The organism is Gilvibacter sp. SZ-19 (assembly GCF_002163875.1).
Lineage (GTDB): Bacteria > Bacteroidota > Bacteroidia > Flavobacteriales > Flavobacteriaceae > Gilvibacter.
In genome coordinates this window covers 2,803,449-2,822,400 of sequence record NZ_CP019333.1, presented here as the reverse complement: position 1 = coordinate 2,822,400, position 18,952 = coordinate 2,803,449, and the positions used below count along the sequence as shown (strand labels likewise).

At 43.3% G+C, this 18,952-nt stretch carries 17 protein-coding genes; 10 read left to right on the top strand and 7 right to left on the bottom strand.

Translation table 11 applies throughout. The features are described from left to right. Positions 1–44 precede the first annotated feature (44 nt). The 5 genes from BTO09_RS13090 to BTO09_RS13070 all read left to right on the top strand — a co-directional run bounded on the left by BTO09_RS13090 (position 45) and on the right by BTO09_RS13070 (position 4,683). Positions 45–1,967, top strand: a complete 1,923-nt coding sequence (locus tag BTO09_RS13090) for a BatA domain-containing protein (protein ID WP_087525212.1) — start codon at positions 45–47, stop codon at positions 1,965–1,967. 34 nt (positions 1,968–2,001) lie between these two features. Continuing rightward, on the top strand, positions 2,002–3,258 hold the full coding sequence (locus tag BTO09_RS13085; protein WP_087525211.1) for a dihydroorotase family protein: 1,257 nt from the start codon (positions 2,002–2,004) through the stop codon (positions 3,256–3,258). Continuing rightward, a complete protein-coding gene (locus BTO09_RS13080; RefSeq protein WP_087525210.1) occupies positions 3,255–3,575 on the top strand; it encodes a hypothetical protein in 321 nt (106 codons plus the stop codon). Before BTO09_RS13085 ends, BTO09_RS13080 begins: the two co-directional genes overlap by 4 nt. 46 nt (positions 3,576–3,621) lie before the next feature. Next, a complete protein-coding gene (locus BTO09_RS13075) occupies positions 3,622–3,948 on the top strand; it encodes a hypothetical protein (protein ID WP_087525209.1) in 327 nt (108 codons plus the stop codon). Positions 3,949–4,026: 78 nt separating this feature from the next. Further along, entirely contained in the window at positions 4,027–4,683 is a 657-nt protein-coding gene (locus tag BTO09_RS13070; RefSeq protein ID WP_087525208.1) for an alpha/beta hydrolase, read from the top strand. Here BTO09_RS13070 and BTO09_RS13065 read toward each other — a convergent pair. Both BTO09_RS13065 and BTO09_RS13060 read right to left on the bottom strand, forming a co-directional pair. Then, on the bottom strand, positions 4,680–5,174 hold the full coding sequence (locus tag BTO09_RS13065; RefSeq protein WP_087525207.1) for a hypothetical protein: 495 nt from the start codon (positions 5,172–5,174) through the stop codon (positions 4,680–4,682). The genes BTO09_RS13070 and BTO09_RS13065 overlap by 4 nt on opposite strands. A 15-nt stretch (positions 5,175–5,189) precedes the next feature. Further along, positions 5,190–5,969 (bottom strand): MBL fold metallo-hydrolase, encoded by a 780-nt coding sequence (locus tag BTO09_RS13060; protein ID WP_087525206.1) that lies wholly within the window; start codon positions 5,967–5,969, stop codon positions 5,190–5,192. 79 nt (positions 5,970–6,048) lie between these two features. On the opposite strand from BTO09_RS13060, the gene BTO09_RS13055 reads away from it, so the two are divergent. Next, a complete protein-coding gene (locus BTO09_RS13055) occupies positions 6,049–7,494 on the top strand; it encodes a nicotinate-nucleotide adenylyltransferase (protein ID WP_087525205.1) in 1,446 nt (481 codons plus the stop codon). A gap of 14 nt (positions 7,495–7,508) precedes the next feature. Here the strand turns inward: BTO09_RS13055 and bcp are convergent, their stop codons facing one another. After that, complete coding sequence (gene bcp, locus BTO09_RS13050) at positions 7,509–7,964, bottom strand: thioredoxin-dependent thiol peroxidase (RefSeq protein WP_198356489.1); 456 nt, start codon at positions 7,962–7,964, stop codon at positions 7,509–7,511. Positions 7,965–7,994: 30 nt separating this feature from the next. Between bcp and nth the strand changes: the two genes are divergently transcribed. Then, positions 7,995–8,663 (top strand): endonuclease III, encoded by a 669-nt coding sequence (gene nth, locus BTO09_RS13045; protein ID WP_087525203.1) that lies wholly within the window; start codon positions 7,995–7,997, stop codon positions 8,661–8,663. A 242-nt stretch (positions 8,664–8,905) separates the two neighbouring features. On the opposite strand, the gene BTO09_RS13040 is transcribed toward nth, so the two are convergent. Beyond that, positions 8,906–9,490, bottom strand: a complete 585-nt coding sequence (locus tag BTO09_RS13040) for an RNA polymerase sigma factor (protein ID WP_087525202.1) — start codon at positions 9,488–9,490, stop codon at positions 8,906–8,908. 235 nt (positions 9,491–9,725) lie between these two features. On the opposite strand from BTO09_RS13040, the gene uvrA reads away from it, so the two are divergent. The 3 genes from uvrA (at position 9,726) to BTO09_RS13025 (ending at position 14,788) form a co-directional block, all read left to right on the top strand. Further along, positions 9,726–12,503: an excinuclease ABC subunit UvrA gene (gene uvrA, locus BTO09_RS13035; protein ID WP_087525201.1), complete on the top strand. Its 2,778-nt coding sequence runs from the start codon at positions 9,726–9,728 to the stop codon at positions 12,501–12,503. 117 nt (positions 12,504–12,620) lie between these two features. Further along, the gene (locus BTO09_RS13030; RefSeq protein WP_087525200.1) at positions 12,621–13,343 is read left to right on the top strand and encodes a hypothetical protein; all 723 of its coding nucleotides are present in this window, start codon (positions 12,621–12,623) and stop codon (positions 13,341–13,343) included. A 152-nt stretch (positions 13,344–13,495) separates the two neighbouring features. Next, entirely contained in the window at positions 13,496–14,788 is a 1,293-nt protein-coding gene (locus BTO09_RS13025; RefSeq protein ID WP_087525199.1) for a hypothetical protein, read from the top strand. Positions 14,789–14,823: 35 nt separating this feature from the next. Here the strand turns inward: BTO09_RS13025 and BTO09_RS13020 are convergent, their stop codons facing one another. Genes BTO09_RS13020 through BTO09_RS13010 form a run of 3 tightly spaced genes read right to left on the bottom strand, consistent with a single transcriptional unit; the run spans position 14,824 to position 18,884 of the window. Further along, entirely contained in the window at positions 14,824–16,143 is a 1,320-nt protein-coding gene (locus BTO09_RS13020) for a glycosyltransferase (protein WP_087525198.1), read from the bottom strand. Continuing rightward, entirely contained in the window at positions 16,144–18,603 is a 2,460-nt protein-coding gene (locus tag BTO09_RS13015; protein ID WP_087525197.1) for a YfhO family protein, read from the bottom strand. Positions 18,604–18,626: 23 nt separating this feature from the next. Then, complete coding sequence (locus BTO09_RS13010) at positions 18,627–18,884, bottom strand: hypothetical protein (protein ID WP_087525196.1); 258 nt, start codon at positions 18,882–18,884, stop codon at positions 18,627–18,629. Positions 18,885–18,952: the final 68 nt, after the last annotated feature.

The window sequence follows — 18,952 nt, the reverse complement described above, 5'->3', positions numbered from 1 at the left end:
CTGAGCAAAAGTGTATCTTTGAGTGTTGTACGCTTTGGACGAATATGCAATTTAAGAACCCCGAGATCTTTTACGCCCTTTTACTGCTGTTGATACCAATTTTGGTACATCTGTTTCAGCTGCGGCGCTTTGTGAAAGTCCCTTTTACCAATGTCGCTTTCTTAAAAGAGATTCAATTAAAGACCCGCAAGAGCTCTACTTTAAAAAAATGGTTGGTATTAACGCTGCGATGTTTAGCCTTAGCTGCCTTGGTCACAGCCTTTGCACAACCCTTCTTAGCAGAAAAACAAGCAGACGATAAGGAAGACGAATACCTATTTTACTTAGACAACAGTTACAGCATGACAGCGCGTAGCGACAATGCGAACTTATTGGCAGATGCGGTGCAACGCTTGTATGACAATCCGCCTTTAGGAGGGAATTTCAGATGGTTTACCAATACCGAAGATTACTTCAGTGAATCCGAAGCAGATTTTAGGAACAGTCTTCTAGAGGTTAACCCTACCTTTAAACAGTACACCTATAAAGAATTATTGCTAAAGGCCGCTGGAAGCTTCTCTAGTCAAGACACGAACAAACAGTTGGTGCTGCTATCGGATTTTCAGTCGCGAGCCTTTGCGAATGCGGACACTATTGCGAACATAGATGTCTTAGCAGTTCAGCTAAGGCCTAGATCCGCAGCAAATGTAAGCATAGATTCTGCCTATATACAGACCACAGCTGCAGGAAACACAGTTTTAAAAGTACAACTCAGCGCAGCTGCTCGCAGCAATGCTAATTATCCTGTCTCACTTTTTAAGGCAGACGCCTTAAGCGCAAAGTCGGCTGTTAGTTTTAGGGAGTCTTTAAAGGCCGAAGTTGAATTTCCTATAACTCTGGAGGAATCTTACCTAGGTAGACTCAGCATAAATGACCAAGAACTGGAATTTGACAATGAGCTCTATTTTAGTATTGGTGAGCAAACAGCCATTAAGGTGATGAGTATCAACCAAGCAGAGCGCAATTACCTAGATAAATTATTTCCTGCTCCGGAGTTTGAATTGGTGCACAACTCGCATACCGCGGCAGATTACAATGCAATTCTGCAGCAAAATGTGGTTGTATTGAACGAATTGGAGCGCATACCAGCAGGATTGTCCACCGCCCTTTTGCGCTTTAAAGAAAACGGAGGAGTTATTATAGTTGTTCCTGCCGCAAATGCGGATACCACCGAATACCAACGCCTGTTGTCACAATTAGATGCCGGCAGCTTTTCGGAGGCTGTTTCTCAGGAGCGTAAGCTCAATACAATCAACTTTGATCATCCTTTATTTAATGGAGTTTTTAACCAGCAGGTCACTAATTTTCAATATCCTACTGTAAATACCTTTTTCGACCTGAGCAGTAGCGGAAATGATCCTTTAACTCTAGAAGGTCAGAATCCGTTTTTAGTTCAATTTGAAAATGTGTATGTCTTTGCTTCGCCGCTGAGTAGCCCGCATTCTAATTTCAAAGAATCGCCACTCATTGTACCTAGCTTTTACAATATGGCCAAAAAAGCACTGCCAATTCCGGTGCTTTATTACGAGCTCGGTAAACCACAAGAGATCGCCTTAGCGGTTAGTTTGTCTGAAGATCAGATCGTGCAGTTAAACGGGAGCCAGCAGCAGTTCATTCCTTTACAACAGCGATTTGCCAACAAGCTCGTTTTACAATCCGAAGAGCATCCAACCGAACCAGGACATTATTTTGCGCTCAACCAATCCGATACCCTCGCAGTTCTTAGCTACAACAATCCAAGAGCAGAAGCCGATCTGCGTCTGTTCGAAGCTACAGATCTAAACGGAATAGATTTCTACGATAACCTGAGCGAATTGCTCAGCGAACTGCAGCAAGCCGGGGAACAACGACCACTTTGGCAATGGTTCGTACTCTTGTGTGTTATCTTTTTACTGCTAGAAATGGCGATTTTGAGATTCTTTAAGTAGGATAATTTTTAAAGATAGTATTATCTTTGCGCCAATGCAGGTGCTAATAAAATCCGCAACCGTCATCGATCGTGCTAGTGATCACCACAAAAAGAAGCGCGACATCCTTATTTTTAACGGAACTATTCAAAAGATCGCAGCCTCCATAGAGGCGGCAGATGCAGATCTGGTTATAGATAAACCGAATTTACACCTCTCTCCTGGTTGGTTCGACTCTAGTGTGAGTTTTGGAGAACCGGGTTACGAGCAGCGAGAAACCCTTGCCAATGGTATGGCTGTAAGCGCCGCTTCTGGCCTTTGTCATGTTGCCATAAATGCCAATACAGATCCCATTACCGATAATAAATCCGCAGTAAGCTTTATAGCGCAACGCACAGAAGCTGCAGCTGTAAATGCTTTGATCATCGGAGCACTTACTCAAAAGAGTCTGGGTGTGGATCAGGCAGAGATGTTCGATATGTTCCAATCGGGCTGCAAGAGTTTTTACGACTACAAACGTCCGGTAGACGACGTAAACTTATTGAAGCTTTCACTGCAATACACCCAGCCCTTTGGGGGTCTGGTGCAGTCGTTTCCCTATGAACACGGTTTATCGCCAAAAGGAGTTGTGCACGAAGGTGTTCAAAGCACTATGTTAGGACTTAAAGGTATCCCAACCACCTCTGAAATACTGAGAATTCAGCGAGACCTTGGCATTTTGGGCTATACCGGTGGGCAATTGCATATTCCTACCATTTCTTCTGCAGCCAGCGTGGCCTTGATCAGGGCTGCCAAAAATGAAGGCCTTAATGTAAGTTGTAGTGTTGCTGCGCATCATTTACTGTTGACAGACCAAGTACTCGACAGTTTTGACACCCAATACAAGGTAATGCCTCCTTTGCGTACAAAAGAGGATCAAGATGCACTTATAGCTGGTCTTAAAGATGGAACCATTGACGGGATCACCTCAGACCATAACCCCTTGGATATAGAGGCCAAGAAAAAAGAATTTGATCATGCCGATTTTGGTACTATTGGCTTGGAATGCCTATTTGGTGTGGCCAATATGACCTTAGGTCTAGACGAAGCGATTGACGCTTTAACTGGATTAAGATCCAACTTTGGGATAGCACAAACAAAAATCGCAGTAGGTGAAAAGGCCGATTTGAGCTTGTTTGATCCGGATTTGCAATGGACTGTGGATGCGAAGCAGCTTCCCACCTTTTCTAAAAATTGCATATTCAACGGACATCAGCTTAAAGGAAAAGCCTACGGCATGATATTAGGAGAAAAATACCATTTGAACTCATGAGCGAATCTCCATCGGCTAAATCCATCGCGATAATCGCATATATTACTTTTATCGGGACCTTGATCGCTTATTTTATGAATCGAGAACCCAAGCACACCTTCGCTACAAAGCACATTCAGAACATGTTTGGTTTACTGCTTGTCTTGTTTTGCGCACAAGTTGCCTATCGCTATATGAACCCTATCATAGGGGATACTTTGTGGATAGCTGCCTTTATAGCCTGGGCGTTCAGCTTGGTAACTGCCATAATTGGTAAGAAGCCGTCAATCCCATTTCTGAGCAATAAATTCGAAGAGTGGTTTCAGTTTTTAAAGTAATTAGCTATATTTAAAAAGCTAAATCACTAACTAAAAACAACTTACCATGTCAGAGACCGCAGAAGACGGCAAAACCATTGCCATTATTAGCTACATTACCTTGATCGGATGGATCATTGCCTTAGTAATGCATCAAAGCAATAAAACCAGTTTAGGCGCCTTTCATATTAGACAAATGTTAGGGCTAATGCTTTTTTCTCTTGCCATTAGCATTGTTGGCCAGATTACAGGTCTAGCGCTTGTACTTTGGGTGCTTAACCTAGGACTTCTAGTGCTTTGGGTGCTTGGCCTAGTTGGAGCTATCCAAGGCGAGGAAAAAGAAGTTCCCCTTGTTGGTTCACTCTTTCAAGATTGGTTCAAGGGTGTTGCCTAAACCGTAGACATAAGATATCTAAGCCATCGTTTTACGGTGGCTTTTTTTATGCCTAGTTTTGCCTGACAAATTAGAATTATGGCCAACTTCGCTTTAGAACACTTATACCGACCTGCCGTCAATGCGGCCGAAAAAGCACCGCTTTTAGTATTGCTACATGGTTATGGCAGCGATATGAACGATCTGTTTTCCTTTGCTTCTGAACTGCCGGAGCAGTACGCGATAATTTCTGCACAAGCCCCACATAAAATGCAACCTTATGGCAATGCCTGGTATGCTATTCATTGGGATCAAGTTGGAGGTGGTAAATTCAATGATATTGAGCAGGCCGTAGCCTCTAGAGAACTCTTAGGTGAATTCTTAGAACAAGTATTGGAGGCATATCCCGTGGACCCTGAGCGAGTGGCTTTGGTAGGATTCAGCCAGGGAACCATACTGAGTTTTGCCTATGCGCTCTCCTATCCGCAGCGCATAAAATGCGTAGTTGGATTAAGCGGATATATCGTAGAAGAAATGTACGCGAAGAATTATCGAGAAAATGATTTTAGTGGGCTTAAGGTTTACAGTTCCCATGGAAGCGTTGACGCCGTTATTCCTGTAGATTGGGCCCGTAAAACCCCAGGCTTTCTAGACGAGTTGGGAATTCCAAATGTGTTTAGCGAGTTTCCGGTAGGCCACGGTGTGGCTCCGCAGAATTTCTACGAGTTCAAAGCTTGGTTAGAAAAACACCTCTAATTTGGATACATCAAGGATCCAAGGGTGTTGAAGGTGATCTGTTTATCGTCTTCTATAAAATATTCCAAGACCATTTCTCCCCAGTAACGGCCGTCGGTAAAGTCTGCCACCAGCCAGCGGTGATTCAAGAATTTAAGTTTATTGATACGCATAGTTCCGTCCATGCCTTCGTACGGAATTAAAGGGTTCCCTTCTGTTTGTCCGTTGTAGGCATAGATAGATTCACGCACGTAATTCTCTATATCAGCAGCTTCAAAACCCAGAGACTCAAAATAGGTCATGGCGTTATCATTGCCTTGTAGGGTAAAGTAATTCAGGGTAGTGTTCTGCGTTTGCAGGGTGTCTATATCGGCTGTTAGTTGATCAATTTGAGCTTCCAATTTCTCGATCTTTCCTTGCTGGTCTTCGTAGATGCGCTTTTGGTTCACGTACATGAATAGCACCAAAAGGATAGAAAAAAAGAACAGGTACATAAAGATTGACTTCTTCATAAAGAGAAATGCTTGTTATTGGAGATTGAGTTGCAAATTGTCATAAGCAAGGTAAATATTTTCTGGCAGGTTTTTAGAGACGGCTTCATGGAAACCAAGCAAATGACTTATATGCGTAAAATAGGTTTTCTTGGCTCCTATCTGCTGGGCAAGCTCAATGGCTTCCTCCAAATTAAGATGGGTGCGGTGCGGTTCCACACGAAGCGCACTGATAACAACAGCATCCAAACCTCTTAGCTTTTCCAGCTCGTTTTGAGGGATGGATTTCACATCGGTCATATAGGCAAAATCATCGATGCGAAAACCCAGCACAGGCAGCTCTCCATGCATTACACGTATAGGAACGATCTGTTTACCTCCCAGCTCAAAAGTGTCATTTGGAGTAATTGTGTGTTCGGCAATAGTCGGTGCCCCGGGATATTTGTTCTCGGTGGCAAAGATGTACGCAAAACGTTGGTGTAAGGCTTCAAAGACTCTTTGCTCGGCATAAAAAGGCACATCACCCTGTCTAAAGAAAAAGGGACGAATATCGTCTAATCCGGCTGTGTGATCGCTGTGTTCGTGAGTGAGCAAAATACCGTCCAAACGCTTTTGGCCTACGCGAAGCATTTGCTGCCTAAAGTCCGGACCACAATCGATCACGTAGTACTTATCATCCCAGTGCAGCTGAATGGAGACTCGCAGTCTTTTGTCTTTGGGATCATCGCTCAAACAAACGGGATGTGTACTCCCAATTATGGGAATTCCTTGCGAAGTTCCTGTACCTAAAAAAGTGATTTTGAGTGGCGATCTCATGCCTACAAAAATAATTCTAAATTTTTTGAAACCCTATTGGAATTAGTACCTTTGTAATACATCCAAATTGCAATGAATTATGCCGGAAACGATTAAAGGCGACAAGGAATTTGAAAATATTCCCTCCATACACGCCAAATGCCTGAGGATAAATCTTAACGAGAACATTTACGGTACATTTGCCGAGATCGGAGCCGGTCAGGAAACAGTTCGTAATTTCTTTAGAGCCGGAGGTGCTTCCGGAACCATTGCAAAGACGATGTCTGCCTACGACAAAGACTTTAGTGATGCTATTTACGGTGTTGAGCCGGATGGTCGTTATGTGACCGAGCCACGCTTAAAACGCATGCTGGAGCATGAAACCCAGCTTATTGAAGAGCGTATCCTAAGAGACAAGCATCCAGATAAGATCTTCTTTACCTACGCCAACACGGTTACTACCATAGACTTTGCTAAGAAGTACAAAGGCCATGGTTGGGTTGGAATACGTTTTCAAACAGCTCCGGATGAAGATTATAGCGAGATCATATTGCACGTTCGCTTTAAGGAGAACGATGCTCGCTTGCAACAGATAACTTTAGGAACCTTAGGAGTTAATCTTATCTACGGAGCCTTTTATAAGCACGATCAGCCGAGAAAACTCTTGCGATACCTCTACGATCACCTACACAAAGATCAGATAGAGATCGATACCATCAATTTCTCCGGACCGCGATTCGCCACTGTAGACAACCGTTTGATGAGTTTACAACTTATTAAGAATGGGATGACAGAGGCCATCATCTTTGGTCCTGACGGAAATAACATTCTTCCGGCTAGAATCTTGTACAAAAAGAACATCTTGGCCCTGCGCGGTAGCTTTAGACCGGTAACCAAGGTTAATATAGACATGTACGAGACGGCCCACCGTTTGTTTATGGAAGAAAACAAGGTGGATCCTAACAGATCTATCACCATATTTGAGATCACGCTATCGAATTTACGCGCAGAGGGAGAAATAGACGAACGTGACTTTATGGACAGGGCGGAATTACTCTGTTCTTTAGGACATACGGTGCTTATATCGAACTTCCAGGAATACTATAAATTGGTGGAATACTTTAGCAATTACACCAAGAATCGTATTGGATTGGCCATGGGTGTCAACAACTTGGTCGATGTATTCGACGAAAAATACTACCGCCATCTTTCTGGCGGGATTTTGGAGGCCTTTGGTAAGCTCTTCTTTAAGGACCTTAAAGTATACCTCTACCCGATGCGAACCAGCGAAGGGGAATATATTACCAGCGAGAATCTAAAGGTACACCCACGTATGAAAGAACTTTACAAGTTCTTTAAGTATAATGGAAAACTCGTTGATATTGAAGACTTTAATTCTGATATTTTAGACATTTTCTCTCGCGAAGTACTTCGTATGATAGAAGCCGGAGAACCGGGTTGGGAAGAAATGCTACCAGAAGGAATTGCCGAAATGATCAAAAAAGAAGGCCTCTTCAATTGTAATGAAAAGGCCCTGCAGTCTTAAAAGGAATATTCTTTTTATAATTCTAGAATTTGAGCTGCGTGGACTTTGGTTTTCACCTTTTCGATCACATGCTCCACAACTCCTTCTTCATTGATCAAGAAGGTCATTCGGTGAATTCCGTCGTATTCGCGACCCATGAACTTTTTGGGTCCCCAAACACCAAAGGCATTGATAACCTCTTTTTCGGTATCCGCCAATAGCGGAAACGGAAAGTCATACTTATCGCTAAAATTCTTTTGTTTACGCTCTGTATCGGCACTTACGCCTACCAAATGATATCCTTTGGCTTGTAATTCGCTGTAGTGATCGCGCAGATCACAGGCTTCTGCGGTACAGCCCGGAGTACTTGCAGCCGGATAAAAGAAAACCACCCATTTCTTTCCTTTAAAATCGTTAGAATCTACTGGGTTTCCGTTCTGGTCATTGACTTTGAAATGCGGAACCGCATCTCCTGCTTTTAGTGTATTCATTTTGCTATTTTTGTTCAAATTTACGCAATAATGACCAAGCAAGAAAAGGTAAAATTCGTCATAGACACTCTGCAAGAACTCTATCCGGAAATTCCTATACCCTTAGATCACAAAGATCCTTATACCCTACTCATCGCAGTATTATTGTCTGCCCAAAGTACTGATGTTCGCGTAAATCAGATCACTCCGAAGTTGTTTGCGATAGCGGATAATCCCTATGATATGATCAAGCTCAGTCAAGAAGAGATCCGAGAGATCATTAAGCCAGTTGGGCTCTCACCCATGAAGTCCAAAGGCATCTATGAGCTATCTCATATTCTGATCAACGAGCACAACGGACAAGTACCTGCAAGCTTTGAAGCTCTTGAAGCACTGACGGCAGTAGGTCATAAAACGGCGAGTGTAGTTATGGCACAAGCCTTCAATGTACCAGCTTTTCCTGTAGATACGCATATTCATAGGCTTATGTATCGCTGGGGATTGACCAACGGTAAGAATGTAGTACAGACCGAAAAAGATGCCAAACGCTTGTTCCCTAGAGACCTGTGGAACAAATTGCACTTGCAGATCATTTGGTACGGAAGGCAATACTCCCCAGCTAGAGGTTGGGATCTTGAAAAGGACATCATAACCAAAACGGTAGGAAGAAAATCCGTCTTGAACGATTATTACAAGACTAAAGCTAAAAAGAAAGCATAAAAAAACCCGCCGTTAAGCGGGTTTTTCCAAAGTTTAGTTTAGAAGTGCTTCAAACTTCAATTTATTATAATCTATAACACTTAAAGCCTTAGAATAATCCAGAAGGAACTTAATTGTCTCTTCTTTTGGGACCATTTTATTCACGGGGTCCCTGCGTGAGGTCTTAGAGTACATTTCTTGCATAGAACGTTGTTTAAGAGTTAATGTTCCTAAAGAACGTTGGTGCTGTACTGTTTATTGTATCAATTAGTTAAAATAATATTATGCTTATCAATTACCTTTCTCAGGTTTATAAGCGCATAACGCATTCTTCCTAGAGCCGTATTGATGGAAACGCCCGTCTGCTCTGAGATCTCCTTAAAACTCATGTCTTTGTACATACGCATGATCAAGACATTTTTTTGATCTTCAGGCAGTTCTTCTATCAGCCTTTTTACATCATCTGCAACTTGATCTTTTATCAATCGCTTCTCTGCATTAAGTGATTCATCGCTCAAAACAGAAAAAATATTAAAATCGCCATTGTTCTCGAACTTCGGCATACGATTGTTCTTTCTAAAGTAATCGATAACCAGATTATGCGAAATACGCATCACCCAGGGTAAAAATTTACCTTCTTCGTTATAAGCACCTCGTTTTAAAGTGCGAATTACTTTAATGAAAGTATCCTGGAATATGTCTTCGGCGACATCCCGGTCGTAAACTTTTGAATAAATAAAACTGAAGACTTTCTCTTTATGGCGAGTAATAAGCTGGCATAAAGCTGCTTCGTTGCCGTCGATGTATGCTCTTACGAGCTGTGCGTCACTGGTTAAGTTGCGTTCCATATTAATACTTTATTAGGCTCAAAAACCGCTAGGGCTCTGGTTTCTATCTAATTATAAAGTAAAAATATGCTATAGGCGTGCGCTTTAAAAAAGTCGTTAATGTTCGTAAATATAACAACAAAGTTTTTACATACGCAAAAAAAATATTGCTTTTTGTTTAAAACTTGTGTGGCAGCACCCCTATTAAAAACGCCATATAAGTGGTATCTTTGCAGGGTTTTTTAAAGCCAAAACCGTGTCAGAATCAACCTCCGATTTTAAAAATAACATCCTGATTCAAGGGGCAAAACTGCACAACCTGAAGAATATTGATGTAGCTATCCCAAGAAACAAGCTGGTAGTTGTAACCGGACTTTCAGGGAGTGGTAAATCGAGTTTGGCTTTTGATACGCTCTACGCAGAGGGACAACGACGCTATGTGGAGAGTCTTTCCTCCTACGCCAGACAATTCCTAGGCAGATTAAGCAAACCCAAGGTGGATGCAATAAAAGGTATTGCCCCTGCTATAGCCATAGAACAAAAGGTCAATGCGACCAACCCGAGATCTACAGTGGGTACTTCGACAGAGATCTATGATTATCTCAAACTCCTGTTCACGCGAATTGGTAAGACCTACTCGCCTATCTCTGGCGAATTGGTTAAAAAAGACACGGTCACAGATGTCTTAGATTACATCAAAACCTTAGAGGATGGCAAGCGACTGCTTCTACTGGCACCTATCGTTTTAGAAGAAGGACGCAGTTTGGAGAACAAACTCAAGGCTCTTCTACAACAAGGTTTTGCCAGAATAAAAGCAGCAGATAAAGTACTGCGGATAGAAGACAGCCTAGACAAATCACTCCCAAAAGATATCTACTTAGTCGTAGATCGTATTGTAAAAAAGGAGGATGAAGATTTTTATCACCGCCTTGGAGATGCTATAGAAATGGCGTTTTACGAAGGAAAAGGAGATGTTATCATAGAAGCGGTAGATACTGGGAATCAAAAACAGTTCAACAACCGTTTTGAAATGGACGGGCAAACCTTTTTGGAGCCCAATGTTCATCTGTTCAGCTTTAACAATCCTTACGGAGCCTGCCCTAGCTGCGAAGGTTACGGAGATGTTATTGGAATTGATCCTGATCTGGTTGTGCCTAATACGGCGCTTTCTGTTTATGAAAATGCGATCTTCCCGTGGCGCGGTGAATCTATGAGCTGGTATAGAGACCAATTGGTGAACAACGCTTATAAATTCGACTTCCCGATACACAAGCCCTGGTATGAGCTATCTGAGGCTGACAAACGTTTGGTTTGGCAAGGCAACAGCTACTTTGAAGGCCTTAATAGTTTTTTCAAAGAGTTGGAAGCCAAGAGTTACAAGATCCAGAACAGGGTAATGCTTTCTCGTTATCGCGGAAAAACACGCTGTAGCACTTGTTACGGCCGCAGATTACGTCCAGAGGCAAACTACGTTAAGATTCAAGGCAAGTCTATTTCTGATCTTGTAGAATTACCGATAGAAGAAGTTCGGAATTATTTTCAACAGCTAGAACTGAACGATCACGATACTCAGGTTGCAAAACGCCTTTTGGTAGAGATCAATAATCGTTTGCGCTTTCTTTCTAACGTTGGATTGAATTATTTGACGCTTAATCGAAAATCGAACACTCTTTCTGGTGGAGAGTCCCAGCGAATAAACTTGGCAACGTCTTTAGGTTCGAGCTTGGTTGGCTCCATGTATATCTTGGACGAACCCAGTATAGGACTGCACCCAAGAGATACAGAAAAACTAATCGGTGTTTTAGAATCCCTGCGCGATCTAGGTAATACGGTTATTGTTGTTGAGCACGACGAGGACCTGATGAAGGCCGCAGATGTGATCATTGATATCGGACCAGAAGCCGGTACCTTTGGTGGAGAAGTGGTTGCAACAGGCACTTACGATGAGATCTTAAAATCCGATTCCTTAACCGCTGGCTATCTTAGCGGGCGCTTAGAGATCCCCGTTCCGGCTAAAAGACGAGAGGCAAAGAACTTCATTAAACTACAAGGAGCTAGACACAACAATCTTAAGAATATCGATGTCCAATTCCCTTTGGGCAGTTTTAGTGTAGTTACCGGAGTTTCAGGCTCCGGAAAGAGTACTTTGGTTAAAAAGATCCTCTTCCCAGCGCTGCAACGCAAACTCGGCGGATACGGTGAAAAGCCGGGGCAATTCTCTACTTTGGAATTGCCAGAGAATGCCTTGCAGAACATAGAGTTTGTAGATCAAAACCCAATTGGGCGCTCTAGTAGATCCAACCCCGTCACCTACATCAAAGCTTACGATGATATTCGCTCGCTGTTCGCAGCGCAAAAGCTTTCTGAGATACGTGGCTTTAAGGCCAAGCACTTCTCCTTTAATGTAGACGGAGGGCGTTGCGAGACTTGTAAAGGAGAAGGTGAAGTGACCATTGAAATGCAGTTCATGGCCGATGTTCACTTGGAATGCGATACCTGTAAGGGTAAGCGATTTAAGAAAGAAGTGCTCGAAGTTCAATTCAATGGAAAGAGCATAGACGATATTTTAAACCTAACGGTTGATGAGGCCATAGCCTTCTTTGATCAGCATGGCGAGAAAAAGATCCATGACAAGCTGCAACCTTTGCAGGCTGTAGGTTTGGGCTATGTGCAATTAGGACAAAGTTCCTCTACCCTCTCTGGTGGGGAAGCGCAGCGGATCAAGTTAGCGTCTTTCCTTATCAAAGGCGCCAGCAAGGACAACACCCTATTCATCTTTGACGAACCAACTACCGGGCTGCATTTTCACGACATAAAAAAACTGCTGGATTCCTTTAATGCCCTGTTAGAGAACGGTCACTCTATTATTGTTGTAGAACACAATCTAGACCTTATCAAATGTGCAGACTACATCATCGATCTCGGTCCAGAGGGTGGCGATAAAGGAGGAACTGTTATCGCTTCCGGGACTCCGGAAGAGATCGTTAAAGAAGAAAGGTCATATACAGCAAAACACCTTAAGGTCAAGCTTTAATCCTGTAACTTACTCATAAACAATTACTTGAATTTTTGGCACGCGCTTTGGTTTACTAAAAGCAATAGCGCAAGCCGAAAAGCTTTAAGAGTAGGCAAAACCCAAAATTTCAGGATTATGAAAAAAGCAATTCTTTCAGTAGGTATATTCCTAATCGGAATTTCTACACAGGCAAATGTGACTACGGAATCTAAGGTTTACAATCCTTGGGGGAACTACGAACGCTATTTAAGTACACAATCGGTAACTTTTTACGAAGACGGTATCTTGTTTGAAGTGTTCTTGGATGGCAGTTTTAGCTATGTCCTTCCAAATGCCGTACAATACAACAGACGCGGTCGCGTAATTGGCAGACGTAACGCCAGACGAAACCTCCCTGTACATGCCAACGGACATCGTGGTCGTGGCCATTACAGAATGAACATGGACCGATTCGGGGTTATCCACAGCATTGGCCGTACGCATATATTTTACAAACCAAATGGCAAGGTTCGTTTTATTGGCGATGTACCCTTACGCTACCGCAGAGGAAGACTGGTCGGTGTTGGCGGTATGGATATTATATATTCTAGACGCGGAAACGTAAGCCATACTTTAGGACATATAAACCGTTTGAACGTGATCTACGGAACCTGTGGTGTAGCCGGAAGCACAACCTTTACCTTTGCAGACCGTTATTTCGGTAACGGGCATTACGACACTACTTATCGAGTAGGAAATCGTTCTAGAGGTCAGACAAACAATGACGATTGGGAATTCGATTGGGATGATGATGATTGGGATGACGATTGGGACGATGATGACAATGATAACAGACGCGGTCGTCGCAGCCGCAACTAGTATCATGATTTAGTTGATGTAACACTGCTCTCTTTGGAGGGCAGTGTTTTTTTTATTACTGATAATCAACACTTTAAAAGTTTGGCACGCCCTTTGTGTTTATGAAAGCGTAATGCTAACCAGAATGCAATTACAAACTAAAATTTAAAGTGATGAAAAAACTTGCCTTACTACTTAGCGGACTCTTACTGAGTGTTTCTGGATTGTTTTCAGAAGCCCGCGCAGACGACAGACGATACAACTTTGACGGATCTTCATACATCTTTGTTGAAGGAGGTGTAGAATTCTCAGTATTCCCAGACGGACAATTTGATTTTGTTTTCTTGGGTAACGACGGATTGAACGTTAATGTGAATACACCTGGAGTTAGTATCAACTACAATTCTGGTTACAATTACGACGCTTTTGTACAGTACGATGACTACGGAGCAGTTATCCAGATCGAGAATGTACCGATCTTCTATGATAACTGGGGTCGTATCTCTAGAGCTGGAAGCGTAGATATCGTATACAACAACAGACGCATTGTTCGCGTAGGAGGATTGCGTGTCTTTTATAACAACTACGGTCTGTTTGACTACACCGTTGGATACATCAGCCCTTTCTACAGAACCTATATATACAGACCATGGCACGTATTTTATGCGCCACCAATCTGGAGCAACTGTATCGTGTATAACTATCCGTATCGCACCTACTACACGCCTATCCGTTACAGCTACGCGAACCACATTCGCTACTATAACAACAGAGGGCGTAGAGCTTACGTAAATGGTAGAAGAGATTTCTATCGTCCGGGTAGCAGAATTCACTATCGCAACGGTAGAACCGCTGCAAACCCAGATTACCGTCCAGCTCGTAGATCGGGAAGAGATGCGGTAGCTAACAACAGCCGGCGTGGCTCTAGAGCTACAACAGCGAATAACAATCGTAGAAGTGTTGCGGCCAATACACGTGCCACAAACAGTTCTAGAGACTTTAACAATGGTAGATCTAGCAATATGCGCAGAACATCTGCCAACACGAATCGCGGCGGAAACAGCAATATGGCTACTCGCGATAAGAAACAGAACAATCGTGGAACTGTAGCTCGCAATGGGAACTCCAACAGCAGATCTTCTGGTAACATGCGTACACAGCGTAATACCAATAGATCATCTGGGAACATGAGATCTCAGCGAAGCACAAATAGATCAACTGGTAATATGAGAAGCTCGTCTTCTCGTAGCAACCAGAGAGCTACGACGAGTAGATCAAATAGCCGCAGCAGCATGGGACGCAGCAGCAATACCAGATCACAGGCAAATCGATCTGGTGGTTCTAGAAACAACAGCAGAGCAACATCAAACAGCTCCAGAGGTTCTAGATCTGCAAGTGTATCTCGCGGCGGCGGTAATAAAAGACAGAACTCTACAGGCAACTCACGCCGAGGTAGAGGATTCTAAAGATCATTTTTTGGTTGGTTAGTTAGGAACCCTTGTCAAGACGAACTTTGTCTGGCAAGGGTTTCGCTTTTAAGGACTGCAGCCAATTGTTTGCTAAGTGCTTTTCTGTCGAATTTAGCAATGGCCTGTTGCTCTAATTCAAGGGATTGCTTTTTATAAGCCCCATAGGCCTTTAAAAGATAGGCCCCCAAATAATCTGTTGTGAGTTCATCGTAATTAAAGAATTCACCACTACCCGACTCTTCCAATAGTTGTTTAATATCACTGCCTTTAGGCCCTAAGGCTAGTATTGGTCTTTTGGCCATCATATATTCAAACAGCTTTCCGGGCAAGATGGCACGTGTTTCTGGTGAGTTTATCTCGAGCAATAAAAGCAATTGACTTTGATGCTGTAAGGCTATAGCCTCACTGTGCCCTACATAGCCCTTAAACTCAGCATGTTCGAGAAGACCGTGGGCTCTTAAGGAGTCTTTCACTTCCTTTGCAACCACCCCGGCAAAGACGAGTTTCAGATCTTTTTTAAAGGCAGCGTCATTGGCGCATAAATAAGCTAGCATCTTCCAGAGCGGTTCTGGATTGCGCTTGGCCAAAAGTGAACCGATATGCGCTATACTGAAACTTTTATCAAGATCAATTTGACTTTCCGGTTTATTAGACCTGTCATAACCGTTGGTAATGACGTTAATTGGCCGCTTAGATATTTCTTCGAATTCCTTTTTTGTTGATGGACTGGTCACCAAGATATGATCTGCTGCTTGCAGCACAGCTGCCTCTAGCTTTTTGTGCTTTCTGGCATTCCAAGGCAATAAACGCAGGGATTTGTGGTAGCCGATAGTTGTCCAGGGATCTCTAAAATCTGCAACCCAAGGAATTCCCAACTCCTTTTGAAGTTGCAAGCCAATAAGATGAACACTGTGCGGTGGCCCTGTCGTTACTACTGTATCATAACTGTTCTCTTCTAAATGACGCTTTAAAAACTTGACCGATGGTTTTACCCAGGCCTTACGCGCATCAGGAATAAAGAAGTTACCTCTAACAAACAATAAGAACTTCTTTAAAAGAGAAGGATCCTCGTCTATAATGCCCTTGCTCAAGGTCTGTGTAGCGTCTTTGCCCACGCGTTTACCTATTGCGTATGGCTCCCAAATAGGATGTCTTAAAATTTCCAAGTCTACGGGAACCTCTTTAACTAAGGCCTCATCGACGATAGGATACGACGGATTCTCTGGAGTGTAGACCGTTGGCTTAATACCAAATTCGGGCAAATACGTGCAGAACTTTAACCAGCGCTGTACACCTGGCCCACCAGCTGGCGGCCAGTAATAGGTAATTACCAGAACTTTCTTAGGTTCCATTTATGCTGATTCAGACTGCGAATTTCTGTAGTTCCAATAACCAAAGCCCAGAAGTACCAAAACAAAGATTCCTGCAGATAGCAAGCTGAGCATGCTGCCGCGCTGTACCACTTCTGGCTCAAAGGAGAAAACGATCTCATGCTCCCCAGCAGGCAAGACCATTGCTCTAAGGGTATAATTCGCTCTAAAATAATCGGCCTCTTGTCCGTCTATCGTTAATTTCCAACCCGGCTTGTAATACATCTCAGAAAAGACCACTAAGCCTTCGGTGGTACTCTTGCTGTTGTAAACCATTCGATTCGGAGCAAACTCCTTGAGTGTAATGGTTGCGGTAGAATCCGCAGCAAAACGCTTCCCACTGAGCATACCCGCAAATTCTTGGTGAATTACAGCCTTTTGTTTGGTATTGATATTAGCCAAAGCCTGAATCTCCTCGTCTGCCGAAGCTACCAAGTCGTAATCGGTGACAAACCAGGCATTGCCATTGGCACCGGAATTCCGCTGCGCATAAGGCCCGCCATTATCTCCAAAGCGAATCAAATAACGCACATTGAACATATTGATGATGTTCATATTGGGTTGTTCTCCCATCAGGTAGAACTCGTACAGATCGTGAATACGCCCCATTTTAACTGCACTGTAACCACCCAGCGCATTGTGGAAAAAGCTCGCACGGCCACTGGTAAAGGCACTTGTGGTCATGTCGTAGACTCTAAAGAAGCCATCTTTATCTTGCTCTATCTGAATATCGGCGCCATTGCGTTGGTAGGGCTGCTCCATAACACGCGTGTCTACAAAGTCTTCTTCGTTTACATAACGCTTGTCCACTCCTACCAAATCGATCAATAACAAGACCGCCAATAGGCCAACAGCCAAAGGTTCTTTAATTGCATTTCTAAGCAAGCCAAAAAGTACCGCTATAGTTGCCAGAACCAAGCCTAAAGAACGCAGGCTGTCTGCTTTGAACACGGCTATCCTATCGGCCTGTATTCCCTCAATTAGTACAGGACCAGCCTCTCCAAGGGCCGCTGCAACATCGGCATCATAAGGAGCTTGGAAGTCAAACAGACTGGATCCTAAAAGGTAAAAAACAAGCAGTAAACCGGAGACAATTCCTCCGGAGATCAACAAGGCCTTTCGTCTGGCCTCTTTGGTGTTGAAATCATTAAAGAGTTGGTGCAGTCCAATAACAGCGGCTATAGGAAGCAGTAGCTCAATAATGACTTGTATAGAACTAACCGCTCTAAACTTGTTGTAAAGCGGAACATAGTCTACAAAGAATTCGGTCAGGAAGGCAAAATTCTTTCCCCAAGACAATAAAAGACTCAGCAGTATACCTCCCAAGAGCCACCAGCGCAGTCGACCCTTTATTAAAAAGAATCCTAAAAGTGCTAAAAAGACCACTATAGCCCCAACATATGCAGGTGCTTCTACTATGGGTTGATCACCCCAATACATGGGCAAAGGCACTTGTCGCAAGATATTGTTGGCTTCTTGAGGCGGAATTCCTAAGCCGCGCAATGCATCAATAAGTTGGCTTTCTTCTGGCAAAGGTTCTCCAGAACCTCCACCCATAAAACGCGGTACCATTAAATTAAAGCTCTCCAGCTTGCCGTAACTGTATTCGGTGATATAGTCATAAGGTAGGCCGTTGGTCACTTCTTTGGGAGTTCCGTCTGGCTTAATTGTGAGCTCACTTTTTCCACGCATGGAATAAGGAGCGTATTCGGCCGTAGCTAAAATATTTGCACTGTTGAACCCGATGGCCAAAAGCACCGCAGCACAGAGTATCCCTACGGATTTAAAGAAATGCGGCAACTGTTTTCTGCGGAAGGCATCTACTAAATACGCCAAGCCCAAGACCACAACCAATAACAAAAGATAATAGGTCATCTGAAAATGGTTGGCCACCAGTTCCAAGCCCATGGCAATAGCTGTGAGTGCAAATCCCCAGAGATACTTACCCCTAAAGGTCAGAATTATTCCACTGAGCACTAAAGGCATATAGGCGATAGCATGCGCTTTTAAGTTATGCCCCACCCCGAGTATGATGATAAGGTAGGTAGAGAAGCCAAAGGCGAGCGCACCCAGGAAAGCCAATTTGTAATCTACTTTCATAACCAGCAATAAAACATACATGCTGATCAGGTATAGAAACAGATAGTCTGCTGGCCGTGGTAAGAACCGCAGCGTAAGGTCTAATTTTTTAATGAGGTGATTCGGATAACGCGCTCCCATCTGATAGGTTGGCATTCCGCCAAAAGCACCATTGGTCCAATAGGTCTCCTCTCCTGTCGCGGCTTTATAATCACGCTGTTGTTTAGCAATACCGTTAAACTGAGCAATGTCGCTCTGAAATATGGTTTCGCCTTGCAGTACGGGGCTAAAATAGATCAGCGAGGCGAGGATAAATAAAATTAAAACAACAAGGTGAGGAAGCGCTTTTTTTAAGGCGGCCATAAGTGCGGATTTAGGCTTCCAAATTAATCAATTTCTTCATAATCGATATAGTCGCCAACAACCTTAGTAGATTCTCTTTTGGGCTGTGGTTTACTGTGGACATGGACACTGCCTTCTGGTTTAGGGGGTTGCTGCTGCTCAAAGGCCCCGAACTGGCTTTCGAATCGCTGCTGTAGCTTTTTGCTCGCATAACTCAGTATATAAGGCGCTGCAAGCTTCAATGCGAAACGCAAGAGCAACAATACCAAAATGACAATCAAAAACGTTCTTAATGCATCCATGCACTTTAAATTTACTGTAAAGGTAGGGATTCAGGGCTGAAGAAGCCGCTAAAGAACTATTAAAAAAC